The sequence below is a fragment of the Aliiglaciecola sp. NS0011-25 genome, assembly GCF_040370605.1.
Classification (GTDB): Bacteria; Pseudomonadota; Gammaproteobacteria; order Enterobacterales; family Alteromonadaceae; genus Aliiglaciecola; species Aliiglaciecola lipolytica_A.
This window is the reverse complement of the sequence record NZ_BAABWR010000013.1, coordinates 60,754-80,897: the sequence shown is the minus strand read 5'-3', so window position 1 is coordinate 80,897 and position 20,144 is coordinate 60,754. Positions and strand designations below refer to the sequence as shown.

The window sequence follows — 20,144 nt, the reverse complement described above, 5'->3', positions numbered from 1 at the left end:
CATTACATTTCGACTCTAAAGCCAACTTTGAACTGACGACCCAATACGTCATATAAACCACGGTTTGTTTCTAAATAACCTGGGCGGTTTTCTGAACCTTGAGATGCAGGAAAAGCAACGTCCGCGGGGTCGGTATCAAACATGTTGCGAATCGATAGATAAAATTCAGCTTCTGCGTCATTACTAAAGGTAACGGTTTTAGCTGCATATAAATCAAAGTAAACTTCGCCATCAACGCTGTTGTCGTTAATGGTGTAGTTTGGCGCAATGCTCTCAGGGCAATTTGAAGCGCATTCAATGTACGCATTACTCAATACGCCATCACTCACACCACGAGCAGTAAGATCAAAGGTCATATCTTCTAATGTGTAAGTAACTGATGCGCGGTATTTCCAATCAGGTGTGCTTGAAGCATTTGAACCAGCGGAATCAATCGCAGTTACGCCGTTATCAGTTATATTTTCTAGGTAGTTAGTGGCTAAGAAACGCAGTTTGACACTACCTGGGGCATCTGAGGACAAATCACCTAAATCAAAAGAATAGGTTAAGTCATAATCGATACCGCGAGCGGTCATAACGTTTAGGTTGTCGTATAAAAGGTTGATCGTTTGTAGTGTTCCTGATTCATCATAAATCATGTTGTCACAGTATTTTTGCACACCAAACTCAACACAGTATTCAGCCGTTGAATCAGCCGTTACGAAGCTGATAATACCGTCAATTTCCACATCATAATAATCAATTGCGGCAGAGAAGTTTTCTAAGAAACTAGGACGCAAAATCACCCCAACTCCCCAAGAATCAGCTTCTTCTGGCTTAACATCTGGGTTACCTTGAAGATTCTGGATCATAGGTACAGAAGCACCATCGATAGTGACAGAGTTACTACGGGCAGTACCTGCAGCGTATAACTCACTCAAGTTGGGCGCACGAATATCGCGAGACTTGGTTAAACGTATAGTTGCATCTTCAATTGGTTGATAGGTTAAACCTGCTTTCCAGGTGGTTACGCCACCAGAGGTACTATAATCGGTATAACGCACTGCACCGTTAAAATCCAAATCATCGGTAATTGGAACTAATGTTTCAACATAGGCTTCAACAACATCGTAATCGCCTTGAGTGACTTTATAGTTACCGTATTTCCAGCCAGTTTGATACTGTTCTTCAACATAACCATCCATTTCTTCTTTACGGTACTCAGCACCAAAAGCGACAGAGATTGGGCCTGCCCATCCCTCAAAGTCACCAGTACTAAAGTTAATCGCAGCAACATTTTGAATAAACTCTTGCTCACGACGAGGGCGACCTAAAACATAATCTAATGCTTCGTCACTCGCTACACCAACACCAAAGCGGTTCAATGGCACGCAACCATCGCTTGGATCAGTCAAGGTAGAACGACAAACAATTTCGCCAGTAGCAGAATCTACAACAGCATCTGTGGCTTGAGTTAAGCGCGCAGAATTGTAGGTTGGAGTCATGTGCTCATCAGTGTTGGTTTTACCGTATTGATAATAGGCATCCCAACTAAAGTATTTGCCGCCCATTTCAAATTCACCGTCGGCACCTAAAACGATTCGAGTGGTGTCACGTAAGTTGTTAGCACCCGATGCTGGCATATCAACGTTACTGGTATTTAAGCTGAAACTTTCTAGCCCTTGGTCGGCCATTTGACTTGCTACTGCATCTGGTAAAAATGCGTTGTCAGCATAAATAGTAACGCCTTTAGTAGTAGGATTGATGTAGTAAGCTAAACCTTCATATTCAGCGTATGAACCTTGAAGATAAACTTCTGTTTCACCCAGCATATAGCTTAAGCGGCCAAACAAGTTTTTACGCTCTTCATCGGCAGCTAAAGAATTGGTTCCGACCATACCTGAAGAAGTATATTGCCAATCACCGCCTTGCATCCACTGACCAGATACGTCACCGTAAGCCAATTGATTAACAGCGCCATCGACACCAAAATAAGTACCCGCAAGTGGGCCATCGGCAATTAAACCACCGGGGGTATAGTTAGAAATACCGATGTTTTCATCTACTAAATAAAACGGAGCGCCTTCGCTAGTATCAGGATTAATCATCCCAACATAACCTCTTTCTGCCCACTCACGAGTCGTATAGTGAATGCCATTTGCTGAGTAATATTCACCACTTAATAGTAAGTGGCCGGCACCGTCGGCTAATTCAGTACCATAAGTAAGTACCACTTTACCGTTTTCTCTGTCGCCGTAGGTGGTTTCACCATATTCAGCCTGAGATTTAAAACCTGTATATTCTTTATCTAGAATAAAGTTCACAACCCCACTAATTGCATCAGAACCGTAAACAGATGAAGCACCACCGGTTACGACTTCAACGTTTTTAATTAAAGATTGAGGAAAGGTATTCGTATCAACTTGACCTGTTGATGCAGAAACAACGTTACGCTGGCCGTCGAATAGTACCAAGGTACGACCCACACCTAAGGCTCTTAAGTTCAATGCGGCGATACCCGAAGCACCGTTACTCAGTGAGCCTGAAGAAGTAGAAGCTGTGCTACTACCAGTTACAGAAGGTAAAGTGTTGACGAATTCAGCCACGCTTCCTGGAGCGTAAGCATTAATGTCATCTTGAGTCATTATGGTCACTGGTGCTGGCGTATCATAACCGTCCCTTGCTACCCGTGATCCTGTAATTTGTATCGATTCCAACTTGGAATCTTCACTCAAACTGTCGTATTCACTAGCTGCTTCCTGAGCAAGAGCGGTGTTCACTGCCAACATGCTAGAAATCAATGTAGCCAGATAAGTGACTCTATGCGTTTTTGATTTAATGGGGCTTTTCATGTGTTCTTCTCCTGTACAAAGGATGTAATAGTTATTTTTATTTGCTAATTATTTTTGCGACTTAAAACATAAATGCGTTTTCACGTCGTTACAGTTGCAAAGAGTTAAAAGCACAAGTCGTACCTAAAACCTTGATTTAAAAAATTATTATTAGATTAATTTTGGGAAAGCTAAAAATTAAGTGAAAATACAAGTAAAAAAACCGAGTGATTACAGGGGCTTGCAAAACATAAAAACATCTTATTTACAAACTGTAACATATAAGAAAATCTTATCTGAAATCTCTAAGTAAGATAAGAAAAATTAATATTTTTAAATCTTGATTAAAATAACTTATGCAAAAATAAACTTCATTTATGCAAATTTCGAACTCGCACTATTTCGATGCAATTAAATAGAATTACGGGTATTAATTAGGCATTTGCGGACTTTTTTACCCAATATCAAATTATAATCATCCTAATTTATGACATTTAATATGATAAATTTTTCTAAAAATGCTTTATTAGTAACAAAAAGCAATAAACAACTCACCATCCGAGATTCACTCCAAAACTAAACAAAATGCGCAGTAGAGCTAGTTTTAGGTGACCTAATATGATTAAAAACGCCCCTAAAAGTGAATAACTATTCGGCACTAATTGGAGTTGCACCAATTTGGAATATGTAACATTTAGAGAATTGAACAGTTGCCATTCAAATTTGAAACTCAACAACAATATACTCGCCCATTCGATTATCAATGTTGTTGCGAATCAAGCATGATCACAAAGGTTGCTGGATGAATTGACTTTTTACTATTCAAATAAATTATCAGACAGTGATTCCTTGCCGATTTGCTAGTTATCGATAGTTAAAACAAGCGAAACGTCTTTTTATACATTTGATTGTTTTTCCTCAGATCAATAACAAAACAATTTACAACGTAAAGTTTCTGTAAAGACGCCTCTTTGCACTGAACTAAATGAAATTAAAATCAGTCCGAATCGCCATTGTGAGAAACATGACCGCTTTGATCAGTACCTCACTTTTCCTAACAATAATTAAAGTGGAGATTCCATGAAGTTCAGTAGTACACCCCTTAAATTAACGAATTACCCTTGGGTATGTTTGGGTTTAATGTTATTCGTTTTAGCAGGCTGTGGCAGTGACGACGAAAGTTCCGGTTACATTAAATTCTATAATGCATCGACTAATGCACCTGGGGTTTACCTCACTGTGGATGAAGATTTAGACAATGACGATGACGATGAAGTAGAGCTTACTTATAGCGCCGTAGAATTTGCTGAGGTAAGCGCGAACAATGAGCTGGACACTGGAAGCTACTACGTTGAATTAGCTTGGCAAGATGAGGAAAGTAGTGATCGAAGCGATTTGGAAATGGTCTATCAGGAGCAATTAAGTATCAATTCTGACAGCATCACTTTTCTTGCCATGACTGGTGATATTAGAGATCCCGAGGTGCTGAAGTTTGATATTGCGGTAGTCGATGACGATGATGACGACGACGATGACTTGTTTAACCTTAGGTTCTTAAATCTGCACCCTGACTACCAATATGTTGACGTATATATGTCTGCAGATAATGAAACTTTTAATGAAGCGGTATTTGTGACTAGTAGCAGTTATACCGAGTTGTCTGAAAATATAAAAATGGATCAAGACCAATATATTTTCTACATCACCGAAGCTGGCAGTGATGAGGTTATCTATACCTCTACGGATCAGTCGTATACCACCGTGAGCCAGTATGTCATCGTGTTACGTGAAAACGTTGGGGTAGGCTCTTCACCTTTTGCTATCGATAGCATTGGCACCAACGGCGTGACCCTATTAAATGATGTGGACTCAGAAGCCTCCTTTGGATTTTATAACGGTGTTGATGAATCCGATTATTTACCTAACTATCGTGGATACATGAATATTGATGTCAAATTAAATGATGATTCAGAGGTATTGATAGAAGGTTTAGCCACTGGGGAATTCAGTACTTCAACAACCACTGCAAATGGCGATTACGGATTTGATGTATTAGACACTTATACCGAAGACACCTTTATTAGTGATGCCTTGTTAAGCCTTGAAGAAAATGCTGACAGTACTATCTTCATTTATAGCAAAGTTGATCCTATTGATGATGACGAAGATGATGACATCGATGAAAATAGTGATGGTGTTGTAGACGGTTACGAAGCCACCATAAAATCACTCACAATTACCAAAAGCAACAGCTCAAGTATCTATAGTCATGGTATCAAAGTGGTTAACTTGTCTGATTCTGATGACTTTAGCCGTGTGACTTTTTACTTTGTATTGAGCGACGAAATAATATCAACGGCTGAAAGTAAATTATCAGTTTTAGAAACCAGCAGTGGTTCAGTTTCATTGCTCAATAATACCTACGATATTTTCGCCATTGCCACTATAGACGGTACCGACGTCATAATGGACAGCTTAACGATGACATTAGATGAAGACAGTGTTGAGCAATTTCTGATATTCGCAGAAAATGAGTCTATGCCCTCAGGTTATGAGATGACCTTAGTTAACCAAAAATCTGACGAGTAATCTGACAACTCCTCGCAAGTAAAATTACCGTAATTCCTTTATAAGTGCAGGCACAATTTAATTGTGCCTGCCATAAGAGATGCGTGAAATCTGCATGTGAGCGTAGCTAAAAAGCAGTAAACAGGAAATTCAATGAAAACAATCCGACTTGTACTAGCGCTGTCTTGCTCCTTATTATTGGGTATTAAGGTCTATGGGGCGCAATACAAAGTAGTAGAATTACCAGTAGCCGAATTAGGAGAGAATTCGTCTCCCACGGACATTAACAGTATTGGTGAGGTCACCGTCAATCTAGTGACTAAATATAATCCACCGATAGACATATCGCTACTCGACTTCGATTCATTATCTAGTTATTTAACAGACGTAGAATCAGCAAAAGTAGGTGATTTCAATGATGATGACTACGCATTTCTATATAGCTATATTCAATCTTTCGCTGAGAACCAGTTATACCAACAAATTTCCACACAAAACGGCTTTATTGCCACCGAGTCAGACAGTCAAGAGTTACACGGTTTTGACAGTATTGATTCCTCCACCGATGACTATAGCAATAGTACCTTTGTCGATCTGCAAGGGATTAACGACTTTGGTTATGCCGTAGGATACGGTTTTGACGGATTTTACACCCTCGATTATATCAATGAAGATATTGACGATGTTACCTATGTACTAAATGACTTTTATGTCAGAGGTTTTGCCTATATTGATGGCGATACAGTTGCCCTGCCTCCTCCTGACACCACGGCTGGCGGTCTAAGTTACGCCTTCGACATAAATGATAGTAACCAAGTTGTTGGCTATGGAACCACTGAGTTGGTATCAGATGAGTTTGCGCAAAGTGTAGAAGACTGTGCAGATGATGAAGTACGTGCTGATGTGCCAGAAGAATCCTGTTTACGCAGCTTGAGCATTGAACTGAACAGCAGCGTCACCACAATATCACAACGCCGAGGAATTATATGGCAAGTAGATGAACGCGGGAGCGTAACTGACACTTATGTTTTACCCATGCTAATCGAACCCGATAGCAGTGATGAAACCGTATATAGCAGCACAGCGGTAGCAATCAATGATTATGGGGTTGCCGTGGGAGAATCCCCTGATTACTACTTAGATACCACAACCCTTATTACATCGGCGGCTATTTATATAGATGATGAAGTCACTACAATTAACCAAGATGAGAGCGTTTATTCCAGTTCTGCTGCGGCAATTAATAATGACAACATAGTGGTAGGTTATGCTTCAAAGTTAGTTCAAGGCAGTTTAGTCAATAAGTTTTTTGTTCACGATGTGGATGCTGACGTCACCGAATACCCAGATGATTTTTATACGACTGCCAATAGCTATGCTACTGATATCAATAATCAAAATATGATTATCGGATACGGAGATTCGGAACTCACCACTTCGGGTACAAGTCGTACCGGCGCTTTTCTATACGATTATCGAAATGACCTTTTCAATGAGATAAATACTTTGCTTGAATGTAATAGCGAGTACAACATCGTAGAAGTTCACGGCATCAACGATGACAATACCATTGTTGCCACAGCCACAGTAACAGAGGCGAGTCGCAATCTATCTGGCGAGATTATCTATGATGATTATGGCGCTGAAATTGAAACCACCCATTATGTGGCGGTAAAATTAGAACCAATTTCAGGCGGCTCTATAGATAATTGTGATGCGCTAGAAGCGGAAGTTGAGCGCCAAGGCGGCAGTTTATTCTGGTTATTAAGCATTACTCCATTGGTAATAATTAGATTATTCCGTACAAAACAACTGTAAAACTTACCCTAGCCTGCAGGCTTAAATCCTTAAGCAGCAGGCTCTTTATAACCGTCAACAATCTGTTATTACTTGCGCAAAATTAACTCAGTGTTAACAACGTTAAAAGTGCTAACCAAGCTCCCAGTGCTAATTTATCCAGACCTGTGAGCTTCCCACCTCATTTATCTTTAACTTTTTAATTACATCTTTTACTTTTTTTAATCTCGCCCTACTGTTTTAAGTTGTTCGCTAGATAGGTACTGATTTACCTGTTACTTTCCATAGTTAAGCGGTAACTAAAAGAATTATAAAAATATGAATAATATCGACCTAACAGAAGACTCGTTAAACAAAGCACCTATTGCTGACAAATTATCGATAGTAGAGAAAGTTGGATACAGCCTAGGTGACTTAGCTGCCAACCTGATATTTCAAACTTTTGTTACCTTTATTGCTTTTTTCTATACCGACGTTTACAAAATTCCAGCACAAACAGCAACCATGATCATTTTCACTGGCGGCATGATTGGCGCATTTTTCAGTCCGGTTATGGGAATTATTGCCGATAGAACCCAAACCCGCTGGGGCCGTTATCGACCTTGGATATTATGGACATCCATCCCTTTTGGAACCTTAGCCTTATTGGCTTTTACAACTCCTGACTTTGCGCCTGAAGGTAAGGTGTTATATGCGTTTATTACCTACATCGCCTTAGTACTGGTCTATTCCGCTAATAACTTGCCTTATTCTGCACTAAGTGGCGTCATTACTGGCAACATGAAACAGCGCAATAGTATGTCAGCTTATCGCTTTGTTGCAGTTATGATCGCGCAATTTATTATTCAGGTTTTGTTACTGCCTTTAGTACTTATTCTTGGTGATGGTGACAAAGCGGTGGGATTTGAAAATACCATGATGATATTTTCAATTGTGGGAATCGTGTTTTTCCTCATCACCTTTATCACCACAAAAGAAAGGGTCATTACCAAAGTCGAACAAAAATCATCGATAAAACAAGACATTGTTGATCTATTAAAAAACAAACCTTGGGTGATTATGTTGATACTCACTATTCTTGTTTTTATTACCCTTGCCCTTAAAGGCGGCATGTATATCTATTATTTCCAAAATTACGTCGACGAAGCCCACCTTGCTCAATTTCACCAGAATATCGGTTTTAACAATCTCATTGCAGGGCTAAACAGCTTATTAACCAATGCCGGATTGGCTGAGTTCCAATGGCCTAAGGACACGGCAATATCAGGCAACAGTATTTTTAACGCCTGTGGCATCATTTTTATGATAATTGGAATTGGTTTTTCTAAGCCACTAGCAGACAGATTTGGCAAACGCGATGTATTTGGTTGTGCATTGTTTTTATCCACGTTGTTCGTGCTGTTTTTCTATTTTTACTCGCCAGAATCTATCGCCTTGATGTTTGGCTCGCAAATTTTTCATGGTTTTTTCTACGGCATTACCACCCCAATTTTATGGGCAATGATTGCCGATGTGGCCGATTACTCTGAATGGAAAAATAATCGTCGAGCTACGGCAATTGTCTTTTCAGCTATGTTATTTGGTCTCAAGGCTGGGCTGGCAATAGGCGGTTCGTTAGTGGCAGGCATCTTGGCCTATTATCACTACAACGCAGACTTGGTGGTACAAGCTCCAGACACAATTAATGGAATTAAAACTGCAGTGAGTATCTATGCCGCCATACCTTTCTTACTCGGCTGTGGATGCCTATTTTTCTATGAGATAAACAAGAAGATGGAACAGCGTATCGAAGCTGATCTCAAACTATCCCGAGGCTAGTCAAATAGCCGGTTCGGGGTCATTCAACATACAATCGAAAACGAATATGTATCGCTATTTGGAGCCTTCATGAGCAACCACAATGAGCAGCCTCTCAGTCCACTCGAAATTGAATTGAGTGACGCGCAGAGCAAACAGCAACAAGATTTGGCTCGCGCTCAATCTTTACAGCCGAAACACCGACCATTAGTAGAGCATATTTATACCGCAGATCCTTCTGCCCATGTATTCAATGGTAAAATTTATATCTATCCCTCCCACGACATTCAAACCGACGCTGAGATAAATGATAACGGTGAACAATTTGCTATGCGGGACTACCATGTATTGTCGTTAGATAGGGATACCTTTGAGGCGACAGATCATGGTGTTGCCTTGAGTGTTGAGGATGTGCCTTGGGCTCAAATGCAAATGTGGGCACCTGATGCAACCAGAAAAAATGGGCGCTATTATTTTTATTTCCCGGCTCGTGCGTACGACGGTATTTTTCGTATTGGTGTTGCCGTTAGTGATAGTCCAACAGGCCCTTTCACGGCGCAAGATAATTACATTGAAGGCACATACAGTATCGACCCTGCGGTGTTTGCAGATGACGATGGTAGTTACTATTTGTATTGGGGAGGAATTTGGGGAGGACAACTACAAAACTGGCGAGATGGTCAATTCCATCCAAGGGATATCTACCCTGCCGATGATCAACCTGCTTACGCTCCGTTAGTCGCCAAATTATCTGACGACATGTTATCCCTTGCTGAATCGCCCAAGGATATACTTATTTATGATGAAAACGGCAAACTACTACGCGCTGGCGATAACCAACGACGTTTTTTTGAAGCATCATGGTTACACAAACATAATCAGCAGTATTACTTTTCTTATTCAACAGGCGACACCCATAAAATAGTTTATGCCACCGGAAAGAGCCCTTACGGCCCATTTACTTATCAAGGGGTCATTCTCAACCCTGTATTGGGTTGGACCAATCATCACTCCATAGTGCAATACAACAACAAGTGGTTTTTGTTTTATCATGACAGTACCTTATCAGGCGGCCAAACCCATTTACGCTGTGTAAAAATGTCAGAATTAATACACGATAGTGAAGGTAAAATTCTACCATTACAGGCCTATGAATAAACCTCTCAACAACAAAACAGTCGGCTATCGCAAGTAAATAATGTTGATTCGAATATACAAACAAAACGGCGTATGAGTTCCACCTTGTCGCCACATTTTGTGTAAAATCGGCAATAAATACATTCAACAACGAAAAAGCCAGAACATGTTTAAACATTGCCCTCAATGTAAAAGTACCGAGATTAGTTTTGTAAGTCAGCGATACTGGAAATGTGCCAACTGTGACTTTGTTTATTTTCATAACACCGCCGGTGGCGTTGGCGCAATTATAAGTTGCCACAACGAGTTACTTTTTACAGTTCGTGCTAAGCATCCCTGTAAAGGAAAACTCGATCTACCGGGTGGTTTTGTGGATTTCCATGAAACTTTAGAACAAGCATTAAGTAGAGAATTAATGGAGGAGTTAAATGTATCGATTGCTCCGTCACAGTGGCAGTATTTATGCTCTTTTCCGAATCAATATCTTTATAAAAATATCAATTACAACACCATAGATAGCGCGTTTGTTTGTGAGCTAAACGAAAAACCGAAGATACACTTAGAAAAAACTGAAATACTGGAAGCTAAATGGATAGCAATAGAAGATGTTGATGTCAGTGCAATCGCATTCCCATCGTTAGCCAATGCTGTTGCTAAATTTATAAGTGCAAGCTAAAAGCGTATTTTTTCCTGTCTCATGAGCTCATAAATTCTAAATCAAACATGGATTTATGAGCTTCAATGTAACTTAGGAACTCGGCGAGCTTATTGGGTTTGTTAAAACCTTGTCGATAAACCATATAAATGGGTAAACTGGGACTTACCCATGCAGGCAAAACCTGCCGTAATTCACCAGACTTAATCCCATCACGAACTAAAAACCAAGGCAATTGAGCAATCCCTAAGTGATTTTTCACACAGTTTAAAACCGCTACAAAATCAGCACATTGAAATGCCACAGGAACGGATGCATATTCAGTTTTTTCACCATTTTGCAGTGTCCATGTGTTTTGTGTTGGTTCAAAAAATTGAACACTTCTACACGACGTTAAGTCTTTAACGGTTTTGATTGCATGGTGTTTAAGATAATTAGGCGAGGCTACTAATACTCTATTTGCTTTACCGATTTGCCGTTGAATCAGGTTTTCATCTTGATTCTTGCCCATCCGAAACGCCAAATCTAAGCCTTCCTTAAATAAATTTTCATATTCGTAAGAAAGTTTAAGGCTTAGGCTAACTTGAGGCCAATCTTTCAAAAAGTTAGGCAAAAGACTATTGCTTAATACCCTTCCCAAAGCCGGAGGTGCAGCTAAACTTAACTTTCCTGACACACTACTATTCAGTGTTTTGATATCATTTAACAGATGATTTGAGTCTTCTAACAGCACCAGAGCACGGCTATAAAGAATTTTCCCAGTTTCAGATAAACGCACAACGCGAGAAGAGCGCTCAAACACTTTACTGCCCAACTCCCCTTCGAGTTTAGCAATATCCTTACTCAACTTAGACTTGGTTACGTTAAGTATATTAGCCGCTTCGGTGTAACTCAGCGTTTCCGCAGTTACCACAAAATGTCGTAACAGTTTTAAATCGATTACCTGATTATTCGTCATTTAGATATCTTCAAAGCTTAATCAACTGATTTAGGAATTTTATTTTCGAAGATTTTACAACATTGTTTCCATATTGGAAACTCAGAGTTTCTTTTCAATGGATTGTCACTTCTTAATAAATCCATAAAATAGTCTCATCGATGCCGTTTACTAGGCAATAACCACTTAAATGCGAGGAATTAAAATGATTAAAGCGTATGCAGCTAATGCCGCTGGAGACAAATTAGAAAAGTTTGAATACGATCCAGGTCCTTTGAAGCACGATGACGTGGATATTACCGTTGAGTCTTGCGGTATCTGCCACAGTGACCTAAGCATGTTAGACAATGAGTGGGGCTTTACCCAATATCCTTTCGTTCCTGGACACGAAGTTGTTGGAATTATTAACGCTGTAGGTGAAAACGTTAGCTCATTGAAAGTAGGTCAACGGGTTGGTCTAGGTTGGCAATCAGGTTATTGCAATACTTGCAGAACCTGTCAGTCTGGCGACCATAACCTATGTTCATCGGCTGAACTGACATTAGGTGGTCGACATGGCGGATTTGCTGATCGTGTGCGCGCTCAAGCAAGTGCAGTTGTGGCGCTGCCAGATAATATTAATCCAAAAAGCGCCGGGCCATTGTTTTGTGGTGGCATCACGGTATTTAATCCTTTATTACAATTCGATATCAAACCAACAGACAAAGTTGCGGTGATAGGCATTGGTGGACTGGGTCATTTAGCTTTGCAATTTCTGAATGCTTGGGGATGCGAAGTGACAGCCTTTACTCGCAATACTAAAGAACAAGACGAGCTAATAAAACTGGGCGCACACAAAGTGCTCAATAGCAGTTCACAAGAAGAGTTAAAAGCAGCAGCAGGCAGCTTTGACTTAATTATATCGACGGTAAATGTAAAACTTGACTGGAATGCTTATGTGGCAACGCTAGCGCCAAAGGGTCGTTTGCATTTTGTTGGAGCGACAACAGAACCACTAGATTTAAGCTTGTTCCCATTAATGGCCGGTCAGCGCTCAGTATCTTCATCGCCAGTTGGAAGCCCAGCGACAATCAAAACGATGTTAGATTTTGCAGCTCTGCATAAAGTTGAGCCAATAACTGAATATTTCCCATTCGACCAAGTCAATGAGGCCCTTGACAGATTACGCAACGGTAAACCTCATTACCGCATCGTATTGCAGCACTAATAGCAACCTTGATACCTTGGGTTAATCTACCGCCACGACAAAGTTGTGGTGGTAGATTGCTCAATATTCTAAATAAACACGCATTACTCAATTAATTAGTTTGCGTTAATTTACTGGCTTGTATTGCCAGTCCCTCACAGACTGAATTAAAAGCATCCCCTTCCATCACGGGCAGGTGAGGTAACATCACTTCTTGCAGTTCTTTTCTAACGATGGGCGACAAACTCATGCCACCAGTGATAAATAACATTTCAGGCGGTTCACTGCTATTTTCCAAACACTGAGTGACTAAACGTTTTACTCTGCGCATCCAGGTTTGCATTGAGCGGTTTAAATCTGCCAAGGTAATTTCTACATCATAGTCTGGTTCAATATAATATAGCGGTAACGTCACTTCATTTTTAGATGACAACAATTCTTTGGCTAATCGAGAAGAGTTAACTAATCTGGCTGATAATTTTTGTTCTTGTACAATTAACAATCTTTCTAATAGCCTAGGCTCTTTGGTAATAGACATGGTTTGTGCGATTTCTAAGCCGTAATCTTCAGAAAAAAAGCGGTTTAGCTTTGAAATATCATCAACCGCGCACATATCAGAAAAGTAAGTAGGTGGAATCGGTAAACCATTTTGCGTTAATAGCTCCTGACCCATAGTCGGTGCAATAGATTTCACAATCAGGTTTTTGTCACATTCCATCCCCCCTAAGCGGGTTCCTGTTACAGCCAGTACATCTTGCTGACGATCTAAGTTTGCACGTTTTTCAGGGGATAATTTGATACAACAAACATCCGTTGTGCCGCCGCCAATATCAACCACCAACACATTAGTTGGTTTATCAAGAGTACGTTCAATTTGATAGGCTGCCGCAATGGGCTCCTCGAGAAACTCCACCTTATTGAAACCCGCTTTTTGAGCGGCTTGGGTCATAATATCGATTGCTTGGTTGTTGCCCGCATCGCCGCGTGTACCATGGAATTTAACCGGACGGCCAATGACAGCAGTGTGCACAGAAGTTTGCAGTTGTTTTTCGGCACTGAGTCGGAAGAACTCAAGTTGTTTAGCGATAATTCCCACAAACGCTTGTTGCTGACCAGCGATTAAAGTCGCCCCAAGAAAGTTTTTGGGTGAGTAAATAAGACGGCCCTTATCAGGCATTTTTAAATAACGCTTAAACCCTTCTTCGCCAAATGCAAACTTGCCTGTTTCAACCAGTTGCTGCAAAGATAAATCTTGCACGGTCATGTCTTTTAGCAACAGCTGAATAGCTTTGCGTTGCAAGGCTGGCAGGTTGTGTAATTCACCTCGCAAGTCGTCTATTTTTTCACTGTAAATTCGCTGTTCTCTTGGATCGACAGCCTCGTAATAACCTTGCTTGGCTTTTTCAATCTGGTCATTTATCGCACGTTTAATTTGCGCAACTTTTGCTTCAATAATCCCGACCGGTGGCAATGGCAAATCGTCTTCATAATAAATAAAGACTGAGGATCGAATTTTATTAGCTGCATCAAGATCAGGGTCAAGTTTAATAAAATGATGTTTCTCACCATCAAAATAAACCACCTCTGAGTTTGAGGTTCCGTAATCTATACCAATCGCTGCCATTTGTGCCCAACACTAGTGAAAAATAAAGTCGCGGATTGTAATGTAAAATCCGCGACTGTTCATCAATTGTTTGTGACTAAGAAAATATATCTAATGGCATTCACCCTATTGAGACTTAATCAAAATAAGTTCTTGCTGAGGAGGAATTAAATACTCAGCACCATCGTCAGTGATTTCTACCATCTCTTCAACCGAAATGGTTTTTGGTTGCCCATCATCTAATGACCAACTATAAAAACCGTCAAAGGCGAATGTCATTCCTTTCGACAACGTTCTTAGTGAAGACGGTCTAACGCTAACCGCACGGGAGCCACCTAGATTCGGACCTGTGTCATGGGCAACATATCCAACCGGATGACCTGTACTCCACATCAAAGGGATTGAGCCCGTTGCTTCCATCACTTTACGCTGCGCAGTATCCACATCAATCCCTTTCACGCCAGGCTTCATTGCAGTGAAAGCGGCATGTTGGCCTTGCTTAGCATTTTCCCAGTAGCTTTGAATGTCTGCTGGTGCCGTGTTTTCACCATCTTTGAGTACATAGGCAAAACGTTGGATATCCGTCACCCAACGGCCATAAACGCGGATACCAAAATCAGTTTGAATCACATCCCCAGGCTGAATAATTTTTTCCATTGGATGAGAATGACCGCGATCTGTTCCAGAATTCACATTGGGATTTTGTGCTGCAGCCCAACCATCGGTCACGCCAGCTTCACGCATTTTCTGCTTAAGAAAACGCGCCACATCTGCATCGGTAGTCACACCAGGAATGACTTGCTCATAAGCCTCAATCTGCCACTGCGCTGTTAGCGCGGCCGCCTTACGCATAATATCAATTTCTGCGGGCAGTTTAATCGACAGCCATTGATAGATCACTTCTTCAGCTGAGGTTAAACGTTGACTGAATTTAGTTCCTAATGCTTGCGTAAGTTGCTGATATTGGGTGAAACTAATACCATCAGCTTGCGCATTTTTAGTCGACATATTAATTGCAATATTGGCAAAATTTTTGTCGATAATAAAATTCGCTGCAGTTTGAATAGCAGAACCACTTCGCTCTACTGATACAACTTCATCAAGCAAGTTCACGTCTTTGAGAGCAGTAGATTCGCCAGCCGGAGAGAACGCCATGGAGTGAAATTGATTATTGTGGTTATAGAATAAAAATACCGCAGTTTGTCCCGCATTTTCACACCCCACATGGTCAGCCAGCGGATCATTGTTGTTCTCGCGACAAATTACCAACCATGCATCCACCTTTGCCTTAGTCAGTGCCGATGGCAGTAAAGTAGCAATTCTTTGCTTGCGTATTTCCGGCCATGGAGATGGATCAGAAAACTGCGCAGATGCCATGAAAGGCAAAAATATGACTAATAACACACTGATTAATTTCACTTTTTATTACTTCCTTTTTTTTAATTAGTAGTGAGAAAATTTAACCTGCAGAAGCATAAATACAATAACAGCACTATGCAACCAACATAGATTGGATTGCTAATTTATAACAACCGAAGATTAGCTGCGCGTTTGATTAGCCAGTCAAGGTTTGTTTATGACTAGTAACCAGCCCCGCTTCTTGTAAAGACTTTGCGAGTAAGTCAATAAAGGCTGGCACATCAAAATACGAAGTATGTATTAACTCTTGCCAATTGAGGCTATCACTCAATTCTGTGCGAATGTCTGGTGTCGTGCCGGCATTTTCAGACATGCCTAACACTAAGCGCACTTTGTGCAGGGTTTTAATCGCATTTTTTTCGCTGTGTTTGCGCAGTGGATCTGCAATTGAATCACAAAGAAAATCACACTTGTGTTTGAACTCAGGAGGATGCGAGCTGATTGCATGTACATCTTCTTTTAGTAAATCATCGCCCCAAGCGCGTTTTTGAATGGATGCCCACACAACTTTATTCAGTAGAAAAGCCAGTGGTCGACCAAACAAATGCGCGAATAAACTTAATAATTTGGTAAGAACCCAGGTTAACGGTATCCAAATAAGTAAAATTTCGAATGCGATTGAGAAAGTAATTCCGCCCACACTGAAACCTTCAGAGCCATCTTCAGAGGTGACAAAATAGGTTAATAGGTCACCGCCATTAACAGCCAAATCAAACGAAAAAATCAACCCAACCAAAATAACTAATCCAAACTGAAAGCCGGCAACTACAGGGAGAAGAAATGTGTTCGGAATAATCGGTGCACTTATATTTTGCACGTTGCTAAGTGCACTAATCGCTTCGTCTTCTTTGTGCCACAAACCGCACCACGATGCCCTGTAAAGTTCTTCTACTTGCTGCTTTTGTTTTTTAGTAAACCAACTCTTTTTTCGACGTTCATACAACCAAAGAGATGCATAAGTAATAACCCCATAAAGTGTCATTGAATAACCCAAAGTCACTATATTTTCATTAAACTCAGATTTAAAAAACGTCATAAGCATGATCCATATACCCAACACTAATGACACTAAACCCGTAGTGTAAATGGTCAAGCCTATGCTTTTGAGACGTTGAAATAGAAACGTGTTTGGTCGGTAATCTAAAAAAGGGGTGCCAACTGTGCACCACAGTTTCAATCTTTCAAAAGGCGCTTTATTCGCAACTGATTTTAATAAGGCGTTATAGATAACCGTGCCCCCATGGCTATGCCCAATTAAATAATAGTCTTGCTTAGCTTGGTCATAGAAGTGTAATTGTTCAGCTAGTTCAGCCCCTGCTTCTCGCCTTTTACTTTCACTATTAGGGCCGTTTTCCCATTGAAATGGCACAATTTCTACTTGCGTGGGATCAAGGGATAAGCGCTTTTGCAGTTCATCCATAAACACACTACCAAGTTGCCACCACTTATCTCCTGAACTAGTGACATCCCCCGCCCCAGTACCATGGACGGTAACTAACTTTATGGGCGTATCATTTTGACTTACTTCGTCTTTAGACTCTTTTTTATTATTATTAATGGACACAAATCATTCCTTAATTAGTTTCCAAAGCCCGTACTAGCGCTATGGCTATTGTCTGACTGTACTATTTTTAATCTAAAACTAGCAGTTTTTTATAATTTAGCCAGCGATAACCCTGCTACAGCAAATTATTGAGACACCCATGTTAAGAGCGGTACAAATTATTGAGACACCCATGTTAAAAGCGGTGCAAATTATTGAGACACCCATAAATTTTTTACTATCAAGACACCCATTAAAATCAATAATTTCACCCTCGTTTGACCCTGCCTGTGCCAGTATGCTGAAGTCTATTATCGATGAAGACTCTGTGACTTTAAGGGATGTAGAGAATTGGTAAGTGACCCGCAAAGCATGGTGATAATTTTCACTGTTATCTTTAATTGCAATGGCTATGAACTTTGTGCTGATCTAAGTAACTTAGTTGTATAAAAAATATTTCAAACCATCCTATAAATAAAAACCAGAGTGAATTCACTGATTCACTCTGGTTTTTAAAAAAATGCTTATTTGTCTATCAAATAAATACTTAACTGTATTTATCGACGTTGTGCTTTCTGACGTCTTGTAAACGATACAAATAACAATGCACAGCCCAACAACATCAAGCCTTCTGGCTCTGGAACGGAAACGGAAACGGGAGCCACTTGTAGGTTATCAAATGAACTATAACCATCATTGTTCTGAAGTTCTACTTTGTAAACGTTGTAATAATTCATTGCAAACGTACCAATACCAGTATAGTTGTCTTGAGCACCGATTTGATTGCCTGCTTTATCAAAAGCTCTTACGTTCCAACTCGCGTTACTTACACTATTGCTAAACCATCCAATATCTAGACCAATGAGGTCAAACGCAAACCCTGAGTTAAGTGTTAACGAAAACACTGACGACGTATTCCAAGTTTCAAGGAAACGCCCATCTGCTCCCCAGCCAGCTGATGCAGTAAGAGCACCAAAACCACTCATTGCTTCCTCAGTAGAAAACACGTTGACGCAATTGCTACAATTAACTGAAATGTTAAATCCAGATTCAGAATAAGAAGGAAGGTTTTCAAATCGATAATTTGCAGAAATATCGTTTAGCGTTAAGATTGTAGCGTGACTAAATGCACTGAAAAGAACAAGTGAAAATGTGGTAGCTAACGTACCGATTAACTTTTTGTATTGCATGTTTTTTTACTCTTTTGTTTTTATTAATTGGTCAAATACAATTTTCAGGCCAAAATTTAAAACAAATAAAATCAAAAGGTTATGTAAAAAAAATATTCTTTCATCATCAAAATGTAAAAATCATTGACAATTGACACCTCCTTTAATTGTTCAAATTTTTGTCGTTTCAAAACGCTAACCAAGCTGCTTTAAGCTGTCTACTAGTTGCTGAATTTCATCGGCACTTGTAAATACTTGCGGTGTAATTCGAATACATGCACCTGAATCTAAACCTTTACGAATAACCGTAAAAATTCCAAAATCGTTTTCCAAGCGTTGTTGCAGTTTATTCGCATCACCGACTGTGGTTTTTCCTTTAATCCGAAATGAACTCATGCCTGTGGAAGACATACTGTCTTTTCCACCTAACACCTCGATATGGTTCATGGATTGGGCTTCTGTAAACCACAAGTCTCGCAAATAGTGAAGTCGCGCTTGTTTGTTTTCGCCACCAATGGCCTGATGAAAATCCAGTGCGGTCGGTACCGTTAAAAATGCAGCGAAGTTAGCCGTGGCTGTGTGCACACGGGTGTACGCTCGGCTGTTATCAAGGTCATACTCGCCAGGATAAGGCGCAATTTTATCCAGCGCCCCTTTTCGCATGTACAAAGCCCCTACTCCGACCGGAGAACCGATCCATTTATGTAAATTAAACCCTGCCCAGTTAACCTTAAGATCGGTAATTTTATAATCAATTAAGCCCCAAGATTGCGCGCAATCACAGATAACATCAATGCCTCGCTTATGTGCTTCTTCGACAATGGCTTTTACTGGAAAAACTAAACCATGTTGGTTGCTTACATGGGTGAGTAACATAAGCTTAATGTTGGGTTTGCGATCAAAAGCATCAACGTATGATTGTAATAATTGCTGCTGATCAGCCAAAGCCGGTGTTATCACTTCAACACTTTCGACTCCCTGATCCTGCTCTAGCCACCGCATAATAGTTTTAAAGCTTGGATAATCACTGTCGGCGAATAACACCGCATCACCTGCACTTAGACCTTGATATTGACGGATTAAATTATGGATGGCTTCAGTGGCATTGCGAGTTAACACTATTTCTCCCTCTTGGGTACCAAGAGCTTGTCCCACCCGACTCATTGCATCACGAATATCAGCAGGGAAGTGTTTGCGTGCGTAAAATGAATTTTGGTCATTTACCATCTTAGTGGCGCGCTGATATGCCTCTATTACCGGCTTTGCCATTTTCCCCCAATAACCATGTTCTAGGTTAATAATTCCTTGAGTGCGATTGTAATAGCTCGCAATTTCAGCCCAATATGCTTCATCTGAAGCTAAACTATCGGCCGTTCGATTGCTCAAAGAAGGCAGCGCAAGGGCTGAATTTGCGGTTTGAGCTGTCGCCGAAAATGATGAAACAACAGCAGTAGTGGCAACTCCGGTTAACAAATTACGACGGCTCAATGAAAATTTAGAGTGATTCATGTGCTTTCTTATTA

The 20,144-nt window shown here is 40.4% G+C and carries 13 protein-coding genes; 6 read left to right on the top strand and 7 right to left on the bottom strand.

What is annotated here, in order from left to right; translation table 11 throughout:
* Positions 1-2: 2 nt before the first annotated feature.
* Positions 3-2,831, bottom strand: coding sequence for a TonB-dependent receptor plug domain-containing protein (locus tag ABWV72_RS12745; protein WP_353370942.1), 2,829 nt, complete (start codon positions 2,829-2,831; stop codon positions 3-5).
* A gap of 1,059 nt (positions 2,832-3,890) precedes the next feature.
* Here ABWV72_RS12745 and ABWV72_RS12740 point away from each other — a divergent pair.
* The 5 genes from ABWV72_RS12740 to ABWV72_RS12720 all read left to right on the top strand — a co-directional run bounded on the left by ABWV72_RS12740 (position 3,891) and on the right by ABWV72_RS12720 (position 10,785).
* Positions 3,891-5,399 carry a DUF4397 domain-containing protein gene (locus tag ABWV72_RS12740; RefSeq protein WP_216047110.1) on the top strand — a complete coding sequence of 503 codons (1,509 nt, stop codon included), beginning with the start codon at positions 3,891-3,893 and terminating at the stop codon, positions 5,397-5,399.
* Between the two features lie 132 nt (positions 5,400-5,531).
* Positions 5,532-7,196 (top strand): DUF3466 family protein, encoded by a 1,665-nt coding sequence (locus tag ABWV72_RS12735; protein ID WP_353370939.1) that lies wholly within the window; start codon positions 5,532-5,534, stop codon positions 7,194-7,196.
* 297 nt (positions 7,197-7,493) lie between these two features.
* The gene (locus ABWV72_RS12730) at positions 7,494-8,993 is read left to right on the top strand and encodes an MFS transporter (protein ID WP_353370937.1); all 1,500 of its coding nucleotides are present in this window, start codon (positions 7,494-7,496) and stop codon (positions 8,991-8,993) included.
* Positions 8,994-9,062: 69 nt separating this feature from the next.
* A complete protein-coding gene (locus ABWV72_RS12725; RefSeq protein ID WP_353370935.1) occupies positions 9,063-10,130 on the top strand; it encodes a glycoside hydrolase family 43 protein in 1,068 nt (355 codons plus the stop codon).
* Positions 10,131-10,275: 145 nt separating this feature from the next.
* Positions 10,276-10,785: an NUDIX hydrolase gene (locus tag ABWV72_RS12720; protein ID WP_216047114.1), complete on the top strand. Its 510-nt coding sequence runs from the start codon at positions 10,276-10,278 to the stop codon at positions 10,783-10,785.
* Between the two features lie 19 nt (positions 10,786-10,804).
* Here ABWV72_RS12720 and ABWV72_RS12715 read toward each other — a convergent pair whose 3' ends face one another.
* Positions 10,805-11,722, bottom strand: coding sequence for a LysR family transcriptional regulator (locus ABWV72_RS12715; protein WP_303500842.1), 918 nt, complete (start codon positions 11,720-11,722; stop codon positions 10,805-10,807).
* Between the two features lie 184 nt (positions 11,723-11,906).
* On the opposite strand from ABWV72_RS12715, the gene ahr reads away from it, so the two are divergent.
* The gene (ahr, locus tag ABWV72_RS12710; protein WP_353370932.1) at positions 11,907-12,908 is read left to right on the top strand and encodes an NADPH-dependent aldehyde reductase Ahr; all 1,002 of its coding nucleotides are present in this window, start codon (positions 11,907-11,909) and stop codon (positions 12,906-12,908) included.
* 91 nt (positions 12,909-12,999) lie between these two features.
* Here the strand turns inward: ahr and ABWV72_RS12705 are convergent, their stop codons facing one another.
* The 5 genes from ABWV72_RS12705 to ABWV72_RS12685 form a co-directional block, all read right to left on the bottom strand.
* Positions 13,000-14,511, bottom strand: coding sequence for an Hsp70 family protein (locus ABWV72_RS12705; RefSeq protein WP_353370930.1), 1,512 nt, complete (start codon positions 14,509-14,511; stop codon positions 13,000-13,002).
* Between the two features lie 105 nt (positions 14,512-14,616).
* Positions 14,617-15,909, bottom strand: coding sequence for a M24 family metallopeptidase (locus ABWV72_RS12700; RefSeq protein WP_353370928.1), 1,293 nt, complete (start codon positions 15,907-15,909; stop codon positions 14,617-14,619).
* Positions 15,910-16,045: 136 nt separating this feature from the next.
* Complete coding sequence (locus ABWV72_RS12695) at positions 16,046-17,473, bottom strand: lipase family protein (RefSeq protein WP_353370926.1); 1,428 nt, start codon at positions 17,471-17,473, stop codon at positions 16,046-16,048.
* A 536-nt stretch (positions 17,474-18,009) separates the two neighbouring features.
* Positions 18,010-18,642: a PEP-CTERM sorting domain-containing protein gene (locus ABWV72_RS12690; RefSeq protein WP_353370924.1), complete on the bottom strand. Its 633-nt coding sequence runs from the start codon at positions 18,640-18,642 to the stop codon at positions 18,010-18,012.
* A gap of 174 nt (positions 18,643-18,816) precedes the next feature.
* On the bottom strand, positions 18,817-20,130 hold the full coding sequence (locus ABWV72_RS12685; protein ID WP_353370923.1) for an aminotransferase class V-fold PLP-dependent enzyme: 1,314 nt from the start codon (positions 20,128-20,130) through the stop codon (positions 18,817-18,819).
* Positions 20,131-20,144: the final 14 nt, after the last annotated feature.

Bases quoted from the DNA above. Each gene is read 5' to 3' on its own strand.
- ABWV72_RS12745 (WP_353370942.1), bottom strand. From the start codon at position 2,831: ATGAAAAGCCCCATTAAATCAAAAACGCATAGAGTCACTTATCTGGCT.
- ABWV72_RS12740 (WP_216047110.1), top strand. From the start codon at position 3,891: ATGAAGTTCAGTAGTACACCCCTTAAATTAACGAATTACCCTTGGGTA.
- ABWV72_RS12735 (WP_353370939.1), top strand. From the start codon at position 5,532: ATGAAAACAATCCGACTTGTACTAGCGCTGTCTTGCTCCTTATTATTG.
- ABWV72_RS12730 (WP_353370937.1), top strand. From the start codon at position 7,494: ATGAATAATATCGACCTAACAGAAGACTCGTTAAACAAAGCACCTATT.
- ABWV72_RS12725 (WP_353370935.1), top strand. From the start codon at position 9,063: ATGAGCAACCACAATGAGCAGCCTCTCAGTCCACTCGAAATTGAATTG.
- ABWV72_RS12720 (WP_216047114.1), top strand. From the start codon at position 10,276: ATGTTTAAACATTGCCCTCAATGTAAAAGTACCGAGATTAGTTTTGTA.
- ABWV72_RS12715 (WP_303500842.1), bottom strand. From the start codon at position 11,722: ATGACGAATAATCAGGTAATCGATTTAAAACTGTTACGACATTTTGTG.
- ahr (WP_353370932.1), top strand. From the start codon at position 11,907: ATGATTAAAGCGTATGCAGCTAATGCCGCTGGAGACAAATTAGAAAAG.
- ABWV72_RS12705 (WP_353370930.1), bottom strand. From the start codon at position 14,511: ATGGCAGCGATTGGTATAGATTACGGAACCTCAAACTCAGAGGTGGTT.
- ABWV72_RS12690 (WP_353370924.1), bottom strand. From the start codon at position 18,642: ATGCAATACAAAAAGTTAATCGGTACGTTAGCTACCACATTTTCACTT.
- ABWV72_RS12685 (WP_353370923.1), bottom strand. From the start codon at position 20,130: ATGAATCACTCTAAATTTTCATTGAGCCGTCGTAATTTGTTAACCGGA.